Annotated in this window: 22 protein-coding genes and 1 pseudogene; 12 read left to right on the top strand and 11 right to left on the bottom strand. The window is 69.8% G+C overall.

The annotated features are described in order from the left end of the window. Positions 1-3: 3 nt before the first annotated feature. The 3 genes from ACZ499_RS22360 to ACZ499_RS22350 form a co-directional block, all read right to left on the bottom strand. A complete protein-coding gene (locus ACZ499_RS22360) occupies positions 4-540 on the bottom strand; it encodes a DinB family protein (RefSeq protein ID WP_468677317.1) in 537 nt (178 codons plus the stop codon). Positions 541-715: 175 nt separating this feature from the next. Then, entirely contained in the window at positions 716-1,450 is a 735-nt protein-coding gene (locus ACZ499_RS22355) for an ankyrin repeat domain-containing protein (RefSeq protein WP_468677315.1), read from the bottom strand. Between the two features lie 98 nt (positions 1,451-1,548). Next, a complete protein-coding gene (locus tag ACZ499_RS22350) occupies positions 1,549-2,256 on the bottom strand; it encodes an RraA family protein (protein WP_468677313.1) in 708 nt (235 codons plus the stop codon). Between the two features lie 215 nt (positions 2,257-2,471). Here ACZ499_RS22350 and ACZ499_RS22345 point away from each other — a divergent pair, with 215 nt between their 5' ends. Then, positions 2,472-3,179, top strand: a complete 708-nt coding sequence (locus tag ACZ499_RS22345; RefSeq protein ID WP_468677311.1) for a GNAT family N-acetyltransferase — start codon at positions 2,472-2,474, stop codon at positions 3,177-3,179. Between the two features lie 32 nt (positions 3,180-3,211). Here ACZ499_RS22345 and ACZ499_RS22340 read toward each other — a convergent pair. Beyond that, positions 3,212-3,709: pseudogene (locus ACZ499_RS22340) on the bottom strand (glycine betaine ABC transporter substrate-binding protein); the annotation flags it as partial. A gap of 267 nt (positions 3,710-3,976) precedes the next feature. Beyond that, positions 3,977-4,309 (bottom strand): hypothetical protein, encoded by a 333-nt coding sequence (locus ACZ499_RS22335; RefSeq protein WP_468677309.1) that lies wholly within the window; start codon positions 4,307-4,309, stop codon positions 3,977-3,979. A gap of 297 nt (positions 4,310-4,606) precedes the next feature. Between ACZ499_RS22335 and ACZ499_RS22330 the strand changes: the two genes are divergently transcribed. Further along, positions 4,607-5,257, top strand: coding sequence for a dihydrofolate reductase family protein (locus tag ACZ499_RS22330; protein WP_468677308.1), 651 nt, complete (start codon positions 4,607-4,609; stop codon positions 5,255-5,257). A gap of 493 nt (positions 5,258-5,750) precedes the next feature. Here ACZ499_RS22330 and ACZ499_RS22325 read toward each other — a convergent pair whose 3' ends face one another. After that, entirely contained in the window at positions 5,751-6,350 is a 600-nt protein-coding gene (locus tag ACZ499_RS22325) for a CGNR zinc finger domain-containing protein (RefSeq protein ID WP_468677306.1), read from the bottom strand. 85 nt (positions 6,351-6,435) lie between these two features. On the opposite strand from ACZ499_RS22325, the gene ACZ499_RS22320 reads away from it, so the two are divergent. The 3 genes from ACZ499_RS22320 to ACZ499_RS22310 all read left to right on the top strand — a co-directional run bounded on the left by ACZ499_RS22320 (position 6,436) and on the right by ACZ499_RS22310 (position 9,707). After that, on the top strand, positions 6,436-7,224 hold the full coding sequence (locus tag ACZ499_RS22320) for an MBL fold metallo-hydrolase (RefSeq protein WP_468677304.1): 789 nt from the start codon (positions 6,436-6,438) through the stop codon (positions 7,222-7,224). Between the two features lie 272 nt (positions 7,225-7,496). Beyond that, positions 7,497-8,330, top strand: coding sequence for a YwqG family protein (locus ACZ499_RS22315; RefSeq protein WP_468677302.1), 834 nt, complete (start codon positions 7,497-7,499; stop codon positions 8,328-8,330). A gap of 279 nt (positions 8,331-8,609) precedes the next feature. Beyond that, positions 8,610-9,707 (top strand): hypothetical protein, encoded by a 1,098-nt coding sequence (locus tag ACZ499_RS22310; RefSeq protein ID WP_468677301.1) that lies wholly within the window; start codon positions 8,610-8,612, stop codon positions 9,705-9,707. A 454-nt stretch (positions 9,708-10,161) separates the two neighbouring features. On the opposite strand, the gene ACZ499_RS22305 is transcribed toward ACZ499_RS22310, so the two are convergent. The 3 genes from ACZ499_RS22305 to ACZ499_RS22295 all read right to left on the bottom strand — a co-directional run bounded on the left by ACZ499_RS22305 (position 10,162) and on the right by ACZ499_RS22295 (position 12,639). Next, complete coding sequence (locus ACZ499_RS22305) at positions 10,162-10,566, bottom strand: DUF1003 domain-containing protein (protein WP_468677299.1); 405 nt, start codon at positions 10,564-10,566, stop codon at positions 10,162-10,164. 664 nt (positions 10,567-11,230) lie between these two features. Beyond that, entirely contained in the window at positions 11,231-11,509 is a 279-nt protein-coding gene (locus ACZ499_RS22300; RefSeq protein WP_468677298.1) for a cupin domain-containing protein, read from the bottom strand. A 221-nt stretch (positions 11,510-11,730) separates the two neighbouring features. Continuing rightward, positions 11,731-12,639 carry an alpha/beta hydrolase gene (locus tag ACZ499_RS22295; RefSeq protein ID WP_468677295.1) on the bottom strand — a complete coding sequence of 303 codons (909 nt, stop codon included), beginning with the start codon at positions 12,637-12,639 and terminating at the stop codon, positions 11,731-11,733. Between the two features lie 134 nt (positions 12,640-12,773). On the opposite strand from ACZ499_RS22295, the gene ACZ499_RS22290 reads away from it, so the two are divergent. From ACZ499_RS22290 to ACZ499_RS22260, 7 genes are all read left to right on the top strand, one after another. Next, positions 12,774-13,808: a PucR family transcriptional regulator gene (locus tag ACZ499_RS22290; RefSeq protein ID WP_468677294.1), complete on the top strand. Its 1,035-nt coding sequence runs from the start codon at positions 12,774-12,776 to the stop codon at positions 13,806-13,808. Positions 13,809-14,146: 338 nt separating this feature from the next. Further along, positions 14,147-14,515, top strand: a complete 369-nt coding sequence (locus tag ACZ499_RS22285; RefSeq protein WP_468677291.1) for a WXG100 family type VII secretion target — start codon at positions 14,147-14,149, stop codon at positions 14,513-14,515. Positions 14,516-14,578: 63 nt separating this feature from the next. Beyond that, entirely contained in the window at positions 14,579-14,887 is a 309-nt protein-coding gene (locus ACZ499_RS22280) for a WXG100 family type VII secretion target (protein WP_468677289.1), read from the top strand. After that, positions 14,887-16,566 (top strand): RNase A-like domain-containing protein, encoded by a 1,680-nt coding sequence (locus ACZ499_RS22275; RefSeq protein ID WP_468677287.1) that lies wholly within the window; start codon positions 14,887-14,889, stop codon positions 16,564-16,566. The genes ACZ499_RS22280 and ACZ499_RS22275 overlap by 1 nt, the downstream gene beginning before the upstream one ends. A 73-nt stretch (positions 16,567-16,639) precedes the next feature. Then, on the top strand, positions 16,640-16,939 hold the full coding sequence (locus tag ACZ499_RS22270; RefSeq protein ID WP_468677285.1) for an RNase A-like domain-containing protein: 300 nt from the start codon (positions 16,640-16,642) through the stop codon (positions 16,937-16,939). 8 nt (positions 16,940-16,947) lie between these two features. Then, entirely contained in the window at positions 16,948-17,598 is a 651-nt protein-coding gene (locus tag ACZ499_RS22265; RefSeq protein WP_468677282.1) for a contact-dependent growth inhibition system immunity protein, read from the top strand. Between the two features lies 1 nt (position 17,599). Beyond that, positions 17,600-18,640 carry a hypothetical protein gene (locus ACZ499_RS22260; protein ID WP_468677280.1) on the top strand — a complete coding sequence of 347 codons (1,041 nt, stop codon included), beginning with the start codon at positions 17,600-17,602 and terminating at the stop codon, positions 18,638-18,640. Between the two features lie 39 nt (positions 18,641-18,679). On the opposite strand, the gene ACZ499_RS22255 is transcribed toward ACZ499_RS22260, so the two are convergent. Both ACZ499_RS22255 and ACZ499_RS22250 read right to left on the bottom strand, forming a co-directional pair. Further along, positions 18,680-19,093: a VOC family protein gene (locus ACZ499_RS22255; protein ID WP_468677278.1), complete on the bottom strand. Its 414-nt coding sequence runs from the start codon at positions 19,091-19,093 to the stop codon at positions 18,680-18,682. Positions 19,094-19,110: 17 nt separating this feature from the next. Next, a complete protein-coding gene (locus ACZ499_RS22250; protein ID WP_385535067.1) occupies positions 19,111-19,332 on the bottom strand; it encodes a hypothetical protein in 222 nt (73 codons plus the stop codon). Between the last annotated feature and the right edge of the window lie 216 nt (positions 19,333-19,548).

Here is a 19,548-nt window from a genome sequence, read left to right as displayed (position 1 = left end):
GCGCTACACCCCCGTGACCCCGTCGACGCGCTCCCGGAGCAGATCCGCATGCCCGTTGTGCCGTGCGTACTCCTCGATCATGTGGATGAGGATCCAGCGCAGGGACACGGCCTTGTCGCCCAGGAACGCGGCGCCCTCCTCCGAGAGCGTGCCCGAGTCGTCGAGGGAAGCGTCGGCCGTCAGCTCGCGGCCTCGCGCGATCTCGGCACGCCACAGGGCAAGCGCCTCGTCGACACCCTGGTCCGGGTCGAGGACGAACCCGCCGTCGCCTTCGTCCCCGAACAGCCGCGGTATGTCCTGCCCCGGGAACACCCGCTGGAACCAGTTCCGTTCCACCTCTGCCATGTGCCTTATCAGGCCGAGCAGTGTCAGGGGCGACGGCTCCACCGCCGCCTGCCGCAGCTGGCGGTCGTCCAGCTCTTCGCACTTCAGCGCGAGCGTGGCCCGCTGGAAGTCGAGCCAGGTTTCCAGCATGGTCCGTTCGTCGGCGTGCGGCGGCGGGATGGGCCGCCCGTCAGGTGTCGTCCGTGTCGTTCCCATGCAGACCACCTTCGCACGCACCACTGACAACGGGTCCGGGCAGTGCGACGGCTCAGTGCGACGGCTCAGTGCGACGGCGGAGTGTCGAGGAGGGCGACGCCGATACGTGTGGGGGTGTGGAGCACCGTGTCGCGGTGACGCGCCGTCCGGGTCGGTCCAGCCGCTTACATCGCGATTACGCCCGCTCCTTCGCCGACCTCGCCCCCAGCCCCCTGAGCCACGCGACCACTTCGCCGTGGCCGGCACGGGCGGCCGTGTCCAGTGGGGTCAGCTCGTCGTAGCCGACCCAGTCGATGTCGCCGCCCCGGGCGCGCAGGTACGCGGCCGTCGGCTGCTGGCCGCCGTGGCAGGCGCACCACAGGGCTTCGGTGATCTCGATGGCGGGCGGTGGCGGGGTGCCGGGGGTGAAGTAGGCGGCGACCCGGTCGAGTTCGCCGAGGCCGGCCGCCTGCCACAGAGTCGTACGGGCGCCACGTTCGTACAGGCGGCGGGCGGCCCGCCACTGGCCGAACGCGACCGCGTCCGCGATCGCCGTGCCTCCCGCGATGACCGAGCCGTCGACCTCGATGTCCGCGCCCAGGTCGAGCAGCGTGTCGAGGACGGCGACGTCGTCGCAGCTGGCCGCCCAGTGGAGTGGGGTCTCCGCGTGCGGGCCGGTGAACCGCGCTCCCACGTCCGCACCCCCCGCGACGAGCGCGGCCACGACCACCGGACCGTTCGGGAAGTGGCCCGGCCAGTCCGTGGCCACGTGCAGCAGGGTGCGGTTCACCAGCTCGTCGCCCAGCCGGGCCGCCGCGAGACCGGGGTGGGCGGCGAGGAGCTCCTGGAGACCCCGGACGTCCCCGGCGCGGATCGTCGCCGCCACCTCGACGGCCAGCGGCTCGTGCGCACCGATCAGCATCGTGGACATCGTGGCGCCGGTCCCTTCCGCCGAGAAGTCATGGAGTACGGACTCATGGAGTCATGCGGTGATGGAGATGGATGGACGACGTGTGTACATACGCCATCCTATTCCTCGATAGCCCCACCCACAGCACGCAGGTGCTCACGGAACGTGAAGGCGGGGTTGCCCCGGCGGTCGGTGAGGTAGCGGGCGAACTGCACCTGCTCGCGCAGGGAGTTGCCCTCGTGGATGCGTTCCGCCTGGCGGCGCTCGGTGTCGCGGATGGTCTCCGCCACGGTGAGGAGTTCGGCCGCCCGGTCGGCGGGGACGAAGAGCACGCCGTCCTCGTCCCCGAACACCACGTCCTCGCGGCTCACGGTCCACTCCCCCACCGTGGCCGCCTCCAGCGCGTCCTTGGCGCGGCCGTCCAGCCGCTGCGGCCCGGCCGGGGTCGCGCCCATGCTGAAGACCGGCAGTCCGATCGCGCGGATGTCGGCCGTGTCGCGGTGCAGACCCCAGATGACGACACCTGCGAGCCCGGCGTCTTTCGCCTCCAGCACGGCGAGGTCTCCGACGCAGGCCTCGTCGAGCCGTCCGCCGTTGTCGACGACCAGTACGTCGCCGGGTGCGGCCTGCTCGTACGCCTCCAGGAAGATGTCGACACTGCCGACGTGCCGCGCCGGCGCCACCCGTCCGGCCACGCGTCCGCCGTCCACCACGGGACGTACTACGGACGGCGCGCACCGCACCGGCACGCGCGCGCGGAGGCAGGCGTCCGCCACGTGTGCGGTGGTCAGCGTCGTGAAGCGGCTGTGGAGCTCGTCGTGATCCATGCCCTCGTGTCCCTCTCGCCCGTACTTGTTCTTACTTCCTCTTGCTTCCTGGTGGCTCCATTGTCGGGGTCGAGTGGGCGGGGCGGGTGGCACAAGCCCCGTACGGATGTGAAATCAAGTCCCGTAGGGACGTGAAAATGTGGACGTGAAAAATCGGGTGGGCGGTCCGTCTGGAGCGGCTCCCTCCGGCGGCGCTCCACTGCCATGATGGGCCCATGCCCCAGATGGTTCCTGCCGTTGTCCCGGCAGGCCGCCTCGGCCGATCTGACCAACCGGCCCTCGCGGTGCCCACCGGTCTGTACTTGCGGCCCTGGGAACTCGACGACGCGCCGTTCGTTTACGAGGCGTACCAGGATCCGGCGATCCAGCACTGGACGCGGCGGCGCGCGGACTGCGAGATCGAGACCCGGGAGTGGATAGCGCGCTGGCGGCAGGGCTGGCGGGCCGAGACGGACGCACACTGGGCGGTGGTGCGTTCCTCCGACGGCGCGCTGGTCGGGTGGGTCGCCTTGTGCTGCCTGGACCTGGCGGTCGGCCGTTCCGAGTGCCGGTACTGGATCCTGCCCTCGCTCCGCGGCCAAGGGGTGGCGCCTGCGGCGGTGGCCGCGCTCGCCTCGTGGGCGCTGGACACGGTGGGGCTGCACCGGATCGAGATCGCGCATCCGATGGCGAACGAGGCCGCCTGCCGGGTGGCCCTGAAGTCGGGTTTCGTCCCGGAGAGCACGCGCCGCAGCGCCCAGTTGCACGCGGACGGCTGGCATGACGTGCACGTCCATGTGTGCGTGCAGGAAGGGGCCGATGACCTGGTGGAGGAGTTGCCGCCGGACCTCGCGCTCGGGCGTGTCCAGCGGCGGCTGCATCGGCGTGGCAAGGACCGGCTGCGGGACAGGATTCCGGGCCGTCAGGGGCGTCAGGACCGTTAGGGACGCGAGGGACGGTAGGCGCGCGAGGGACGTCAGGACCGCAGCAGGCCCTTCGACACCAAGTAGTCCTTGGCGACGTCTTTCGGAAGCCGCCGCCAGCTGTCCACCTGCTGGTTGAGGCTGGCCAAGCCGCCGGTCGTCAGGACGGTGTTGAGCGCGCCGAGCGCATTGGCGACCCCTTTGCTTCCGGCTCGCGAGCGGTTGACGACGGGCACGATGCAGTCGGCGTTCTGGAGATGCTTGTCGTCGGCGAGGAGGACGAGCCCGAAGGCGTCCAGGGTGGCGTCCGTCGTGGTGGTGAGGACCATCTGGTCCTGTCCGTTCTGGACGGCTTGTTTGGACTGGGTGGTGCCTACGCCTCTGGGATCGACGGCGGTGATGTCGATGCCGTACGCCTTCTTCAGCCCGGGCTCGCAGTCCGGGCGTTGGACGCACTCGTCACCGGCGGCGAGCCGTACGGGCAGCGTGGCGGCCCCGAGGTCGCTGAGGGTGTGCAGTTCGTGCTGCCGGGCGTAGGCGGCGGTCACGGCGGGTCGCACGAGGAGACGGCGGCGCTGCTGGGGAGCGCGGGTGCGCGTGGGTAACGGGCGTCAGACGGTGCATCCGCCGTCCACGGCGAGGGCGGTGCCGGTGACAGTGCCAGGTTCAAGTCGTCACCTGCGTCGTTCGAGCAGGCACAGACTGCGAGGCAGGGCAGGGGCAACAAGCGTCCACTGCGTCGGATCACACATGTGGTCCGGTCCCGAGGTGCTCGATACAGCGTCGGGGAACACGGGCGCGAGCTCTTCGGGAGCAGGCTATTCGTCGATGGCGGCGAGGTGCTCACACAGCTGCCGGGCGATTTCCGATGCGTCGCCGTCCGGGGTGAGGGCCGTGGGGGTTTCGGCTCCGTTGGCCATGGCCAGGCTGCTGGCGAACCACACTGCATACGGCGCGGCGGCGGCTTGCTGGTACGCCTTCGCGAAGTGATGGCCGGCGTCGTCATCGCCCGCCATCCTGTGCTGTCGGTCGAGTTGGTGCCTGAGGGCGATGGCGGTGTCGCGAGACTCTTTCATGGTGGCGACCAGACCCATCGCACCCCGAATCATCCCGCTGGCGACAACACGCAGCTCCGGCGCGAGTCCGCTCACCTGACAGCCCCCTCCTCGCCTCAGCCCTGGACAGTCAAACTAACTGGCGATCTGCGGATGGCGCACGAACATCGTGAACCAGACACCCTGTCTCGTGCCCGCCCGCGGCTCCGGCACTCGTCGAGTGCAGCCATGGCGACCCTCTCGAACTCACCGACGAGCGCGCCGGAGCCGACGCACTCACGCATGGCGAAGCGACCGGACTGATGGTCCGATCCAGGGATTGGTCATGTCGCGACGATGAGTTTTTCCGGCTCGGCCAGTCACATAGGTATCGCCAACAGCAGGAGGTATCCGGTGGCTCAGCTACTGAGGGTGCAGAACTTCAATGTTTCGAGCGACGGTATCGGCGCGGGTGCCGCCGAGGACCAGAGCCTGGAGAGCCCGTTCGGCCTTCCCAATCCGGGTGAGTTGTTCGCCTGGGCGGGCGCGACGGCGAGCTGGCCGATGCGTACCGACCCGGGTGGCGGCCGGGGCCTGGACGACTACTTCACGCGGGACTTCGCGCACAACATCGGTGCGGAGATCATGGGCCGGAACAAGTTCGGGCCGCTGCGGGGGCCGTGGCAGGACGAGGAGTGGCAGGGCTGGTGGGGCGATGAGCCGCCGTTCCACACGCCGGTGTTCGTGATGACGCATCACAAGCGGCCGACGTTCACTCTTTCGGACACCACGTTCCATTTCGTGGACGGTGATCCGGCGACGGTGCTGGCGCAGGCGCGGGAGGCTGCGCAGGGCAAGGACGTACGGTTGGGCGGTGGAGTCACGACGATCCGGCAGTTCCTGGAGGCGGGCCTGGTCGACACGATGCATGTGGCGGTGTCGCAGGTGCGGCTCGGGTCCGGGCTGCGGCTGTGGGAGTCGCCGGATGAGCTGTTGGACCGCTTCCACTTGGAGGTGGTGCCGAGCCCGAGCGGGGTGACGCATCACTTGTTCTGGCGGAGGTGAAAAGCCGTCGCATGGGTCAGGTCGGCCTGGATGACGGTAGCCCTGCCGCCATTGGCCTCGATGTGCTTGGCGACCGTATGTGCCTCGTCCGCTGCCTGGACGTAGTCAGCGCAATCGCCGCCCCGCGTCAGCCAGCCGCCTTGCTATCGCCGCGCCGATTCCGCGGCTGCCGCCGGTCACCAACGCCACCTCGCCGGTCAGATCACCACTACCCGACGCAGCGGGTGAATGAGCGTTCTCTGCGCCAATACGAGGCACAGGCACAGCGACTGCTCCGGGCGGTGCTTACCCCCGGCGGCATACCGGGACTACGGCGCGTGGGCGGGCGACCGCGTCGTACGCATCCAGACGCTCCATACCGCGCCCGCTGCCGACTGCGTGACCAGCCATTGGGAGGATGTTGCCCCGGTACGTCCGTTCGCTGGGCACGGGGCGGCGACGACCCGCCGACGCATCGGCCTCGACCAACTCTCCTCAGGTGCCACGGAGTTCATCAGTCCGTCTTCTGCTGGGCGCGCCGGGCGTAGGCGCGGGCGGCGCGGGCGCGGTCGCCGCAGCGGGTGGAGCACCAGTGGCGGCGGCCGTGGCGCAGCAGGTAGCGGTTGCAGGGGGTGGAACCGCAGCCGGTGAGGCGGTCGGCGTCGGGGCTGGTGAGGAGGTCGGCAGCGTTGGCCGCGAGGGTCGCGAGAGCGCGGTCGAGGATCTCGTTGGTGGGGCACGGCGCCGCGCGGTAGGGGCCGTTCTTCTCGTCCCAGTACAGCAGGGCGGCTGCGGGGGCTCTGTTCAGTGCGTCGTTGACGGCGGACAGTGCCGCGGGCAGAGCTGGCAGCCCGGCGACGCGGGCGGCGAACAGTGCCCTGATGTGTTCGCGCAGGGAGCGCAGCTGCGTGGCGCACATCTCCTGTACCCCGGCGTCGGCCGGCGCGAGGCCGTGGTCGGCGAGCCACCGGTCCGTCGCCGCGGGGGTGCCGAGGAAATCGATGAAGTGCCCTCCGGTCAGCGCGATGGCGCTGTTGACGAAGTCGAGGGCGAGGTAGTCCTCCGCCCCCGGGGCAGGCGGTGGCACGGTTCCGGCAGTCGGGGTCTCGCTCATATCTGTCATGGTACGGCTTGCCTTCATCCGTGAGAGACCGCTACTGTCCTTCACGGATGAACCGCTTCCTATCCGTGAGGGTTTGATGGCCAGCACCAGCACGACCACTGAGCAGATACCCATCCGCGTCTTCGGCGGCCCGACCGCCCTCTTCGAATACGGCGGCCTGCGATTCCTGACCGACCCCACCTTCGACGCGCCCCGCGACTACCACGTACCGGGCGGCCGGCTCACCAAGACCGCACCCGCGTCCGCCGCACCAGCCGACCTCGGCCGTATCGACGTGATACTGCTCTCCCACGACGAACACCCCGACAACCTCGACGAATCCGGCCGGGCGATGCTCGCCGACGTACCCCTGACCCTGACCACGCCCGGGGGTGGGCAGCGCCTGGGGGCAGGGGCCAGGGGGCTGACCGACTGGGAGTCGATCGTGCTGGACCGCCCCGACGGCGGCACCATCACCGTCACGGGCGTGCCGGCCATCCACGGGCCCGGCGCCCGCGACGACGTCGAACCGATCACCGGCCAGGTCGTCGGATTCGTCCTGACCGGGGAAGGCCTGCCCTCGGTCTACGTCAGCGGCGACAACGCCTCACTCGACCTGGTCAAGGAGATCGCCGAACAGCTCGGCCCGGTGGACACCACCATCCTGTTCGCTGGGGCTCCCCGCTTCCCCGTCCTCTTCGACGGCGGGCTGATCGTCCTCGACAGCGCGCAAGCCGCCGAGGCTGCCAAGATCCTCGGTGCCCGCCGAGTGGTTCCCGTCCACTACGACAGCTGGGCGCACTTCACCGAGGGCCGTGACGAACTGGTCGCCGCCTTCACCGACGCCGGACTGCTCGACCGCCTGGACCTGGTTGAACGAGGCTGACCGCACAGCCGGGCCGACCAGATGCCGATTCGATATGACAGAGGTGAGTGCACAGCTCGTAGCCGGACAAACCGAGACCGGCAGTTGCGATTCCGACCGTCGCGGCGGTCTTTGCCACTGAACTCAGTCGATTCAGCACCGTACTTCGCGTCACGGCCGCCACCCGGTACGACCACTCATCGCGTCGACCATGGCGGACACGAGGCTCCGCCGGTGTGCGGTGGCTGGTGGCCGGGCGGGTGTTGTCAGTGGTGTCGTGCATGATCGGCGGTATGACTTCGCTGCACGACATCGCCCGCACACACCTGCCCGCCGACCTGGCCGAGAAGTGGCTCGCTCTGCTGCGCCCCGGCGCGCACCTGGTGAAGGCCGTCGAGAGTGAAGCGGTGGCCGGTCGGCTCGGTGGGCGGCCTGCTTTGCCGCAGGGCGAGGCCTGGCCGGTGTGGCCGGGGCATGGGCCGTTGTCGTTCGTGGCCTCGGTCGACTGCGCCGCTGTGCCCACCGGTGCCCTGGATATCGCGCTGCCGGCCGACGGCAGTTTGTTGTTCTTCTACTTCGACGGGCAGATCGACGACGGTACTGCGTACGTGGCCGCGGACGAACCCGACACTTGGGCCGGAGCGCGGGTGGTGTACGTGCCTGCGGGAGTGCCGGTGGCCGAGCATGCTGTCCCCGCGGGCCTTGAGGCGTATCCCGAGGTGCCTCTGGCAGTCCGGATGGAGCCTACGGCGCCGAGTGTGTGGCACCCCGTCATGCGAACGGCGTTGCCGGAGGACGCTCTTGACGACGGGTGGCCCGAAGCGTTCACCGACGCGCTGTACGACCACTCCTCGGGCCCCGGCCACCGGATAGGCGGCCATGCGGATCCGGTGCAGAACCCGGTCGAGCAGGAGATCGCCCACGGTGTCCTCGGTGCGGACGTGGGCTGGGACGATCCCCGCGTCGACGAGGAGGCCGAACACTGGGTCCTGCTGGCGCAGTTCGACACGGACGACGACGCCGACATGATGTGGGGCGACTGCGGGGCCCTGTACTGGCTCATCCGCCCGCAGGACCTCGCCGAACAACGCTTCGACCGGGCGATGTTCACCATGCAGTGCTGCTGAACCGCCGGGACCGTAACCGGGTTCAGGCTGAGCGCCGCCTCACGTTCAGTCAGCTCGCGAGGATTCCCAAGACGTACACGCGCCTTCAGTCCGGATGGTGGCGATGGAATCCCGGACACTGGCCACGCTGACCAACGCCGCCAGCGGCAGGTCGACGGTGCCGGTGATGATGCTGCGCTTACGGCCACCCGTGCTGGAACACCAGCCAGGGTCCTGCCGTGCGACCATTGGCGGACCGCTGGGGAGGGCCCAGGTGGCGGTTGACACAGGGGAATTGGCGTGAGCGTGGTTGGGGAACAGGGCGACGGTTCGTCGGTGCCTGACGAGGAGTGGGAGCGGTTCCTGCGGGAGTCGGCGGACGGCGTGCCGGACGCGCCCAAGGAGCCGTCTGCGAGGGCCCGAGTGGTGGCCCGGCGGTTGCGCAAGGAACCCGAGGCATCACAAGTGTGGCGTGGCTACTCGCCGGCCCGGCCGAGGCGGAGGAAGCAAGGGTGGTACGTCGTCGGCTTCGTGGCGTCGCTCGCTCTGTTGGTCGTGGCCTTGTTTCCGGGACGGTTGGTCGGTTGGTTCGCTGGTGAGGAGCAGGCAGAGACCCCGCTTGCCGCAGAGTCGGTACGCCCCGACCAGCCGCCGACCGCACAGGTTGCGGGGCGGCCCACGCTTGCCGAACCGTTCAAGGGGTCGCCTGCGGCACGCTGGGCCGACGGCGCAGCGGGGATCACGGTTCCCGAGGCCAAGGCGACCGGGTGGATGAGTACGGCGCAGGTGGCGCAGGCCCTGGGCCACACCCGGGACTTCCTCGTCGCTGCGAGCCTGGATCAGGCGGTGCTGCGGGGCGATCACCCCGCCAAGGCGATCGCCCTGATCAATCCGCACCAGCAGGACGTCCAGGACTACCTGTCGACCGCGTTTCGCACGCCCAGCAAGGCGAATGACCCGTTGCTGTTGTTCAGCCGGTTCGAGAAGACGCGTACACGTCTCGTCGGGGACGTGGTGAAGACGCGGGGCCGGATCACGTATCAGCAGGGTGATCGCGGCGCACTGCGGGTGACCGCTGATGTCACGTACGTGTACCCGGTCGTGAGCGCGGCTGCGGGCAGCGACGAGGTCGAGCGTACGATCGTGCGGCGCGAGGTGGTGGTGAACTGGGACGACCCCGCGAAGGTGATCACCGAGCCGGGAACGTTCTCCCTCGTCTCGTACAAGGTCCATCTCACCAACGGCGGTTGCGGCGCCCCGACCGGCTATCTCACTCCGACGTTCGGCACGGGACGGGCTGAAGGGGCGGGTGACGGCCCCGCGATCGATCCGTACGACCGCAGCACGTCTCTGGAGGAGCGGACGGGGAAGGGGTGTGGCGTCGCGACGCGGACGTGAGCGAACCCTGTCGACGGGTGGCGGCGGAGGTCGGCTACGTCGACCAGTCCCACCTCCATCGGGACGTCATGGCCTTCGCCGGTGCGACGCCCACGGTTCTTGCGGTTGCACCTTGGCTTGCGGTCGACGACGTCGCGTGGGCCGCCCCCGCATACCTGTCCACACATCCGCCCACGTCCTGACCCACGGTCCGCACCCCGCAAACGCGGGGCCGGCGACGCGGGTCGCGAGGGAACATTCTTACAAGACGCCCGATAGTGGACTTGTGACACTGCGAGTATGCCCAAGGACGGGAACGACTCCCCACTGCCGCGCCTTCAGTGGCCGCGGTACGGCGTTGACGCTCCAGCTTCCCCGGCGGTACTCGGCGCCGCCGGTACGGCCTGCTACCTGACCGCCGACCGGTGGCGCGGGCTGGATGCCCACACAGGGGACCGGAAGTGGGGCGGCGTCGCTACTGCTCCTCGGGGGTGGTCAGTAGCCGACGGTGGAGTTCCGCGGTCATCGTGTGGATGGCCCGGGTCAGCTCGGTGTTCGTCTTGAGCTCCAGTTCCTGCTCGACGAAGTCGTGATCGGCTTTCGCCTGCTGGAACTCGGCCTGCCGGTTCTGGCCGATCATGACGAACGTCGAAAGGAAGATCGCCTCAAGGGATACGACGAGGGTCAGCATGGGCCACGGGTTGGACTCCACGAACAGCATCCAGAGCCCGAAACCGACCGCATGAAGATAGACGAACGTCATGGAGCCGGCGAACTTGGTGATCGCATCGGCGATACGCAATTGGGCGTCGCCGGAGCGGTGGGTTCGGTGCGCGACGACGACCGGATGATGCTGCCTCGTACCGCCGGGATCGCTCATCTTCGACTGCCTGCTTCCTTGGTCGACGCTGTCCCACACTGCGATGTCGCTGCATGGTGCCAGACTCTCCGAGGAACCAGCGGCAGGCTTCCTGCCACCCTCGCCGACTCCCCCTATTCCTTTCCCCCCATTCCCCCTTCCCACCATGTCCCTTGGTGTTGTTGCCACCATGTCCCTTGGTGTTGCGTCTGTGTCAGCGACGGCTCCTGATTCTGTTCCAGAACATTCCGAAGGCGCGGAGTCGTTGACATGAGCAGTGGTCCGTCCTTGGCTGTCGGGCAGGGCGCTGGGCCATGACGCTCCGGGATCTCCGGGACCTCCGGGCGCGACCTGCCGCCGCTCGCTTCGCCGGGACCCCGCGGAACGCGGAGTGCACTCCTGCGAACCCGAGGATCGGCCATGCTTCTCTGGATCGTTCTGTTCGTGCTGGTGCTGGCTGTGTTCAGGTTCGGGTTCACCATGCAGCGCCATCTCAGGCAACTCACCGGTCTCGCCCCGCCGCACAGTCGCCCCATGCCACCCTACGCTCAGACTTGAACGTGTTCAATTTTAAGGGAGGGTGTGTGCACAGCCGATGCTGGGGCCTTGACGCAGAACAGCCGAACGTACCCGCTGCGCACATGTCGGGTGAGGGTCGAGCCTGCATGCCAATAAACGAGCCGAGTCACTCGTCCGTCCGCTCCGCAAGGCGGCTGCCTCGCGCCACGGTGAGCGACAGGATGTCGCTGGGGGCATCCAGGGCGATGCGGTGCCATCGCCCGCGCGGCACGATGACCGCGGTTCCCGCCGTCAGTTTGATCTCCTGCTCTTCCTCCCCCTGCCGCTCCGGTCGGAAGTACAGACGTATCCCGCCCGTGAGGCAGGACACGACCTCTTCCGCCTCAGGGTGGACTTCCCAATGGCCGGCATGCATGTCGGCGTCTGTCTCCGCGTGGAAGGCCATCAGCTGCCAGCCGTCCCTCTGGGGGCGAACACGGGCTGCTCGGCCCGCGCCTGGCCGTCCTGGAGAAGGTGGATGAAGGAGGAGAGCAGATCGATCGTGGCAACGGTCATGCCGAGACGTCCTTCCTGTGGTGATGGTGATCCTTCAACTGGTGGGTGTCCCGCAGGGGGGGGCGGTCGGTCGCCTCGTCAATCGCGACCGCGACCGCGACCACCCCCGCCTCACTCACCCAGCGCACGCCTCAGCGCCCCACCCAGCTCCGACATCTGCCGCTGGGACACCTCGGCCGACAGAATCGCCTGCGACCCGTGGAACGTGCCCGCCCACTGGTGCAGTTCGACCGGCACACCTGCCTGCAGAAGGCGCAACGCGTAGCCGATGCCTTCGTCGCGGTTCGGGCAGAATTCCGCGGTGGCGAGGTACGCGGGCGGCAGACCGGACAGGTCGGCAGCCCGCGCCGGGGCCGCGTACGGCGTGGCGGGTGTGGCGCCCAGGTAGTGCCGCCACATCGCGGTGACCTTGTCGCGGTTCAACCAGGGAGTGTCGGTGAACTGCCGTGCAGACCATGTCTCTTGGCGGTCGTCCAGCCCGGGCTGGTTCAGCAGCTGGAAGCAGATGCGCGGCCCCTGCTCGTCTCGCGCCCGCAACGCCACCGCCGCAGCGATCGCCGCACCGGCGCTGTGACCTCCCACCGCGATTCGCCTCGCGTCGATGCCGAGGTCGGCCGCGTACCCCGCCGCCCAGGTCAGCACTGCGTACGCGTCGTCCAGCGCGGCCGGGAACCGGTGCTCGGGGGCCAGGCGGTAGCCCACCGAGATCACCACCGCGCCGGAGCCGTCCGCAAGCCGCGCGGCCCACGCGTGCTCGGTGTCCAGGTCGCCCATGACGAATCCGCCACCGTGCAACCAGACGATCGCGCCCTGCGCCCGATGCGGGCGGTATATCCGTACCGCAATGCCTGACGCATCCGACACGTCCGCGGGCACCGTGCGGTCCTCGACCTCCATGTGTGCGAGGTCCGGCGCCGGGATCGCGGCGGCCAACTCCGCGAAGTTCTTGCGCTCGGCGACCGGGTCGGTCAGGTCGGCCCGGGGGAACAACGGGATGAATGCTTCGAGTTCGGGGTCCATGTCGACCATCCTCACCGCCGCCACCCACCGCGGTCATCCGCCATCCGTCGGGCAACCCGGCCGGATCACGCACCGATCGGCGCCGACCCACTGGCCTCCTGCCGGCCCCGCCCGCCGACGCCTATCCTCCTGTCATGGAGGCACTGGCCATACGGCTGTCGCAACTGGACTCGCACGTCGAAGGCGCGATCCGCGTCGTCATGTTCTACGACACCCTCATGCGCCGACGGGTGGACCTCCCGGCGCTCGCGCGGGCCTCCGCGGGCCTGGCCGAGTGCGTGGCCGGAATTCGCCTCCACAGCGCCGGGCGGGCCATGCGGCTCTCGCCCGACGGCAGGGAAGCGACCACTCCACCGCGGCCCGCGTCCACCAGAGTGCCGATCACTCTCGACGAGGAGGAGATCGGCGCGGTGTGGCTGGAGCGCCCCGGCCCTCCCGGCTCGCTCGACGAAGTGCTGCTCGACCGGCTCGCCATCGCCGCCGCGGCGGTCGTCGAGAGGTACGGTCCGGCCCGCACCACCATGGCCGACCCCGCGCTCGTCGAGCTGGTGGTCAGCTCCGACAGCGACGAGGCGGCCAGAGCCCGGGCGTTGCGGCTCCTGGGCTTCGCCGCCGAACTGCCGGTCCGCGTCGCCGCCGTACGGTCGCGGCTTCCGCTCGACCAGGTCGCCGGCCTGCTCTGCCCGGACCGCCCGGTGAAGGCCGCACCGCTCGGCGACGTGGGCGTCGTCCTGGCCACCACCATGGACCCGGCCCGCTTCCCAGCAGGCGTACGCGCGGGCATCGGCGCCGCCGCAAGCCCCGACCGGTCCTGGCGTGAAGCCCGCACCGCCCTCCGCTTCACCACTCCACGCCAGCCGGTCGTCCGCTACGACGGCCTGGGGGCGTTGGCCCTGCTCGCCCAAGTACCCCAGGACGCCGCGAGGGACAACTCCGACGTAGCCGCGATCGCCCGGATCGCCGGCAACCCAGAAGATCTGGAGACCCTGGACACGTACTGCGCCACCGGCTCCCTACGCCGGGCTGCCGAACGTCTCCACCTGCATCACAGCAGCGTCGCCCGCCGACTCGAACAGATCGGAAGGGCCCTGGGCATCGAACTCACCGAGCCCACCGGGCTGATACGGGCAAGGCTCGCCCTCACCGCATGGCAGCTACTCGACGAGTAGATGCATCAGAGGTCGAGGTCGACCCCGCGCACCGAAGCCCCAACCGGTCAGCCGTCGCACCCCGACGCCGACGGCACATCACGGCACCTCGCATCACCATGCGACTGCATCGGCCGCCCCACCGAGCACGCAGACGCAGACCACAACGGCCATCACCACCTGGCTGACGACCGTCTACGGGCACTCATGCACCCACCCCAGCCCCGTGATCCGCACCGCCCCTCCCCCACCGCATCTGGCGCATTCACAACTCCCTTTCGCCCCAAGCCCGTTGTAGAGTCCGGCCGCAGCTGTCTGCGGGGGGGGTGGGCGCGGTGCAAGGTAGGCCGGATCTCGGTGTGCCGGAGGAAGACGGGCTGGCCACGCTCGCCGGCGATCTCCATGACATGCAGCGCCACCTCGACACACAGGTCAGGCGCATGGACGGCATCGTGGACCGGCTTGAGGCCGGGTGGCGCAGTCCCGCCTCGGCCGCCTACCGCGACCTGCACCGCGGCGCCGCCAAGGACGCCGTGCGGATACGGGAAATCCTCGCCGTGATCGAAGAAGCCGTCCGGCTCGGCCGGGACGGGTTCAGTGAGCAGGATCTCGCCGTCCTCGCGCAGATGCGGCAGATCCAGGACCACATCGACGTCGCCCGCGAAGCCGATGCCCTCCAGGCCCCCGCCCCGACCCCCGGCCCACGCAGCGGCATCAGCGATCTGTAGCGGGACACCGTCCTTCGCCCCGAATCGGCCCCACCGCCGCCAGACGCCCAGGGAGGGCCCACCATGACGTCCGTCCCGGACGACCACATAGCCGTACGTTTCAGCGCCCTGCGCGAGCTCGCCGGTGAGCTGGAGGACATCCTCAAGCAACTCAACGAGCAGCTGGGCACGTTGTACGCCCGTACCGAGAAGGTCGTGCTCACCTGGGACGGTGAGGCCCGCGACGCCTTCGTCGCCGAACTCGACCGCTGGGACCGCGACATGCAGGACCTCCAGGCCCGACAAGCGTGGCTCCACGAAGTCGTGACCACCGGGCACGCCAACTACGCGGCGGCCCATCTGGCCGTCCTGCGGGGCTGGGGCGCCGCCTGATGACCGTCCCCGCCACCGTACCCACCGCGGCCACGCCCAACGGCGGCTTCGACGTCACACCCAGCCGGCTCTACCGGGCCTCGGACGACATCGCCGTCCAGCAGGACCTCTTCCACAAAGCCGCCGACCACTTCATCGACGAACTGGAGAAACACCCCGACTGCGGCGGCTTCGGCACAGCCGCCCAGCAGTTCGCGGAGGCCTACACCAAGGTCGGCAACCGGCTCCTTGAGGTGTGGGCCAAGTCCGTCGCCAGCATCGGCGGCGCGGCCGTCGGATTCACCATCACGGCGAACAACTACGCCGCCGCCGACCTGGCCACCCAACCCACCGGCCCGTCGGGCAACGCGTCGCTTCCCCATCACCAGCCGCCGCCGGTCATCGACAGACCGCCGCAGTACCGTCAGGTGCCCGGCCTCAAGTGGGGCTCCCACGACGACGCGCAGGAGTTCATCGACAGCGCCCTGCACCACGTCGAAGCCGTCTTCCTCGCCGTACTGCGCCCCGTCCTGGAGCACGCCTGCCGGTTCGGGAAGGCCGCCACCATTCTTCCGCTGCCCAACCACCAGCGGCTGCGCGACGTCTCCCAGGCGTGGACCCACCCGGGCATGGCGGCCGGCACCGCCGACGGCAACCTGATCAACGTGCTCTCCGGGATCACCGACCAGACGAACAGCGACTGGTACACCGCCATGCGCCAGTTCTGCAGCTCGGTCTGGGGCACCACCGCCTGGGGCACCGACCGCGACGGCTACGTCTGGTCCCACGACCGGGCCAACAACACCGGTATGTCCCACCCCGTCCTGGCCGTGATCAACGACACCTGCGGTGTGATGAGCCAGGCGCTGGAGGCATACGCCCAGGCCGCCCAGGACGTACGCCACGACCTCCACGAGCTCTTCCGCAAGGCCGTGCTCAAGGCGTTGCCGCACATCAGCTCCCACAACCCGTTCAAGGCATTGAAGGACCTCGTCAAGAGCACCGCCAAGTCGCTGCAGGAACTGTCCGTCGGTATCGTCCTGGAAATCGACGAGCATGCGATGAACGAGGTCGTCGAGGCCTACAACAACCGCGTCACCCGGCAGATACCGGAGCTGAACAAGCTCATGGCGGCGCTGGACGAGGCCTATCTGAGCGCCCCGGAGTTCCGTCAGGAAGAGGCCCGCGCCGAGGCGTTCGGGGCCCGCGCCCTCACCCACTTCAAGGGCGACCCGCTCTACACCGTCGCCGGTGACGACGAGAGCAACCACACCTTCCCGGTGGACCTCGCCAACCAGGAAGGCCTCAGCGGCGCCCACGTCGTCGACCGGCACGTCGGACTGACCGACGAGCAGCTGGGACAGCGCCTGCGCGACGCCCCCAGCGCCAACCCGAACTCCCCTGCCAAGGCGTCGACGTTCGCGGACCTCGCCACGGCCCAGCGTCTGACCCAGGCGGTGCTCGACGACCCCGCCAACCAGCAGAGGCTCCAGAACTACCTGGCCAACAATCCCTCACCACCGTCCAAGCGGGACCTGGGACTCGTCTTCCCCCAGCCGACCGGGACGACGTGGGTGCAGGGCGATCCGGCGCCGCACGCCTCGATGAACGTGATCGTGATCGTACGGCCCGTCCCCGGCGGCCACCCCCCGTACGTCGTCCTCACCGCCATGCCGTCCGACCGCCAGCCCCCGCCGTGAGCGTGAGCCGTGCACCCGTACGTACGCACGGTCTCGGTAGGTCATCGCCCCGCTACGTGATAGGCAGTCACCCATGCGAACCCGCTCCGCCACGTACACCGACCGTGCCACCGCGCAGTGGGCCACCCAGGAGGTCGTGACGCGCAACGAGCAGGTGATCCACCGCTGGCTCGCCCAGTCGACGCGGCAACGGCTCACCATCGAGGCAGGCTGGCCCTCCCGGCCCGACCCCGTCGGGCGCGTCCTGCTCCAGGCGATGATGCTGGCCGGCCGGGATCCCGTCGACGTCCGTGCCGCACGCGTCGTCCTCAGACGCAGCAACACGAGCCCCCACGGCTTCACCGTGCACGCCACCTTCCCCATCTACCTCTGAGGCCGACCGTGCCCCTGAAGCCCCTGCAACACGACCGGCAGTACGGAGAGTTGGACCAGGTCCTGCGCGCCTACCTGGGTATGCCCGCCGACGACACCCCACAACGGCGCAGTGCCGCCCTGGACGCCTATCTCCGTCACACCTGGCACACCCGCCCCTGGGCGCTGGCCACGGCGGAGTCCCAGCTGCGCGAGTACGCCCGCAACCCGCCCGGCCGGCTCCGTCAGCGCCTCGGCGAGTTCTACCCGGTACCCGACACCGACCTCCCCGGCGGGGACGTCCAGAGCTGGCTGCTGGTCCTCGCCGACCACCTCCGGCAGAGCATCGAGGGCGGCGAGCTGCCGCCACCGGGCGCCCCCCTGACCCACTGGGAGTGGCATGCCCGCTTCCCCGAGCTCGCCCAGCTGCTCGGCGGCTGGTTCTCGCAGGACATGCCGGACGAGTTCGCCGACCACGACGCGGCACTCCAGGACTATCTGGACACCACCGACCGTTCGCTGATCGCCAAGGCGGCCGGGGAGGTCCACGAAGTCCTCGCCCTCCGCCTCGGCGAGACCGAGTGCACCCTCGCCATCACCGAACTGGGAATGGAGGCCGACCCACCGGCCCCGTACACCCCGGCCGCCTGGCTCCAGCTCCTCGCAGACAGACTGTCCTGATATGAGACACCACTTCAGCTGGGGCGAGGTCTTCGAGCGCAGCGACCTGCTCGCGGACGACGGCGACTGGGGCGGGCTGATCCGGCTCTACGACGCCGTGGACGCGGAGCTCGCCGACAAGCCCTCCGATCAGCCCTCGCCCGACGACGAGCGCGAACTGCGCCAGTGCCGGGCCCGGGTCGCGCGGGTGGCCATGTTCGAGCTGCCCGCCGCGCGGGCCGCGGACGCCGTTCGGATCCTGGTGCGGGAGTACGAGGACGGGCTGCCCCACTCCGGCGCGCTGTGGGAGACGCTGGCCCATGTCCGGACCTGGCAGGAGGTCGGCCCCCACCTCCGTCACCCGCTGCTGCGGCACCTCGTGGCGCACGCGCGGGTGCTGCGCGGGGAGGACCTCTCGTCGGCCGACGGCCTCGATCCGGCGGCGTACGGCGGCGTACCGCTGTCGCTCGCGCCCTGGGAAGCGGAGTCCTGGGACGTCGCGCAACATCCCAGCTCGTCGGGGCGCAGCAGCGGTGCCACAGCGATCGCCTCGCTCTCCGCCGTCGGTCGCGAGGGCCGCAGGCGGCTCCCCCCGGCCACCGGTGGGGCCGTGCCGGTGCCGACCCCGCCCGAGCCGCTGGTGCCAGGCGCTCCCACGTACTGCTTCGCGGGGATCTCCGGGCCCGTGCGGTGCGGGGCGGAACAGGCCGCCGCCCGGTTCCTCAGCGGGCTCCCCGCCGGTGAGCGGCCCTCGTATGCGACGCCCATCCCGTTCGCGGCCGCCTACCCCGACCTGGTGCTGGCGCTCGGCGGCAGCAGCGCGTACGGGACGGTGGCTTCCACGGCGCTGGGCCGCATCGCCGTGTGGCGGATGCTCCGGGGGTTCGCCGGGCTGTCCGAGGCGGCGCCCGCGGCGGACGTCTCCGCGTTCGTCGCCGGGCTCACCTGTCTGACCTGGGAGCTGCCGAGCGACGAGATCTGGTTCCTGCACCTGGCGGTCGGACATCACCACCACGGCGGCCAGAGCACCAGTTGGATCGTCGACGGGCAGGACGTCGACTGACACTGGCGGTGGTCCGCGCCGATGCGGGCGCGCGGGCCGTCACTGGCTCCGCAGCGAAAACGTATGCCCCGCCGGGTCGGAGTACAGCCTGGTGTCGTACAGCCCCCCGTTGTCCTTCGTGTCCAGCGGGCGCCCGCCCAGCGCGATCACCTGGCGCTCGACCGCGTCCATGTCCTCCCGGCCCACCAGCAGCTCCAAGTGCGCCTGCTGGGAGTCGTCGGGGCGGGGCCAGCTGTTGGGGGCGGCGCCGTGGTCCCGGCGGAAGGCCATCCTCGTACCACCTCGGCCGGTGATCTCGATTCGTTCCGTTCCGCGTTCCACGGGCTGCTCGGCGCCGAGCAGCCCGGCGTAGAACTCGGCGAGCGCCTCCGGCTCGGCGCAGTCGAGGGCGAGGACCGCTGCCTCCACCAGGCCGGTCGACTCCGTCGTCACCTTCTTCGACAAGGCTTCCATCCCCAGTCCTCCACGCCTCAGTAGTAACGGCGGTCTTCTTCGACCACGGGCACGGCTGGAGGCGGCGCCTGGAGCCGCCGCCGCTTGAAGATGCTGACGTAGGCGGCCGTTCCTATGATGCCGACGGCCATCAGCACGAGACCGGCCACATGGATGTTCATGCCCTGCACATGCCAGTCGACCGCGAACGTGAGAATCGCTCCGGCCCCGATCAGCAGAATGCATCCGCCCAGACCCATGGCTGTACCTCCGAACTCGACTGCGCGTACGTTCGGTTGGTACGGGTGCCCCTGAGCGCCCACACCTAACACCCACGGGCCGTGCGTCGTTGCCGTACGCGTCGGGGGGGGCGGGGGGGGGGGGGGGGGGGGGGAGGGAGGAGGGGGGGGGGGGGGGGGGGTCCCGCGAGCAGAAGCGTCCCGAACGGCGGCCAGCACCCCACCCCCACCTGAAAA

The organism is Streptomyces sp. NPDC031265 (genome assembly GCF_055570295.1).
This window is presented reverse-complemented; position numbering and strand designations above follow the sequence as displayed.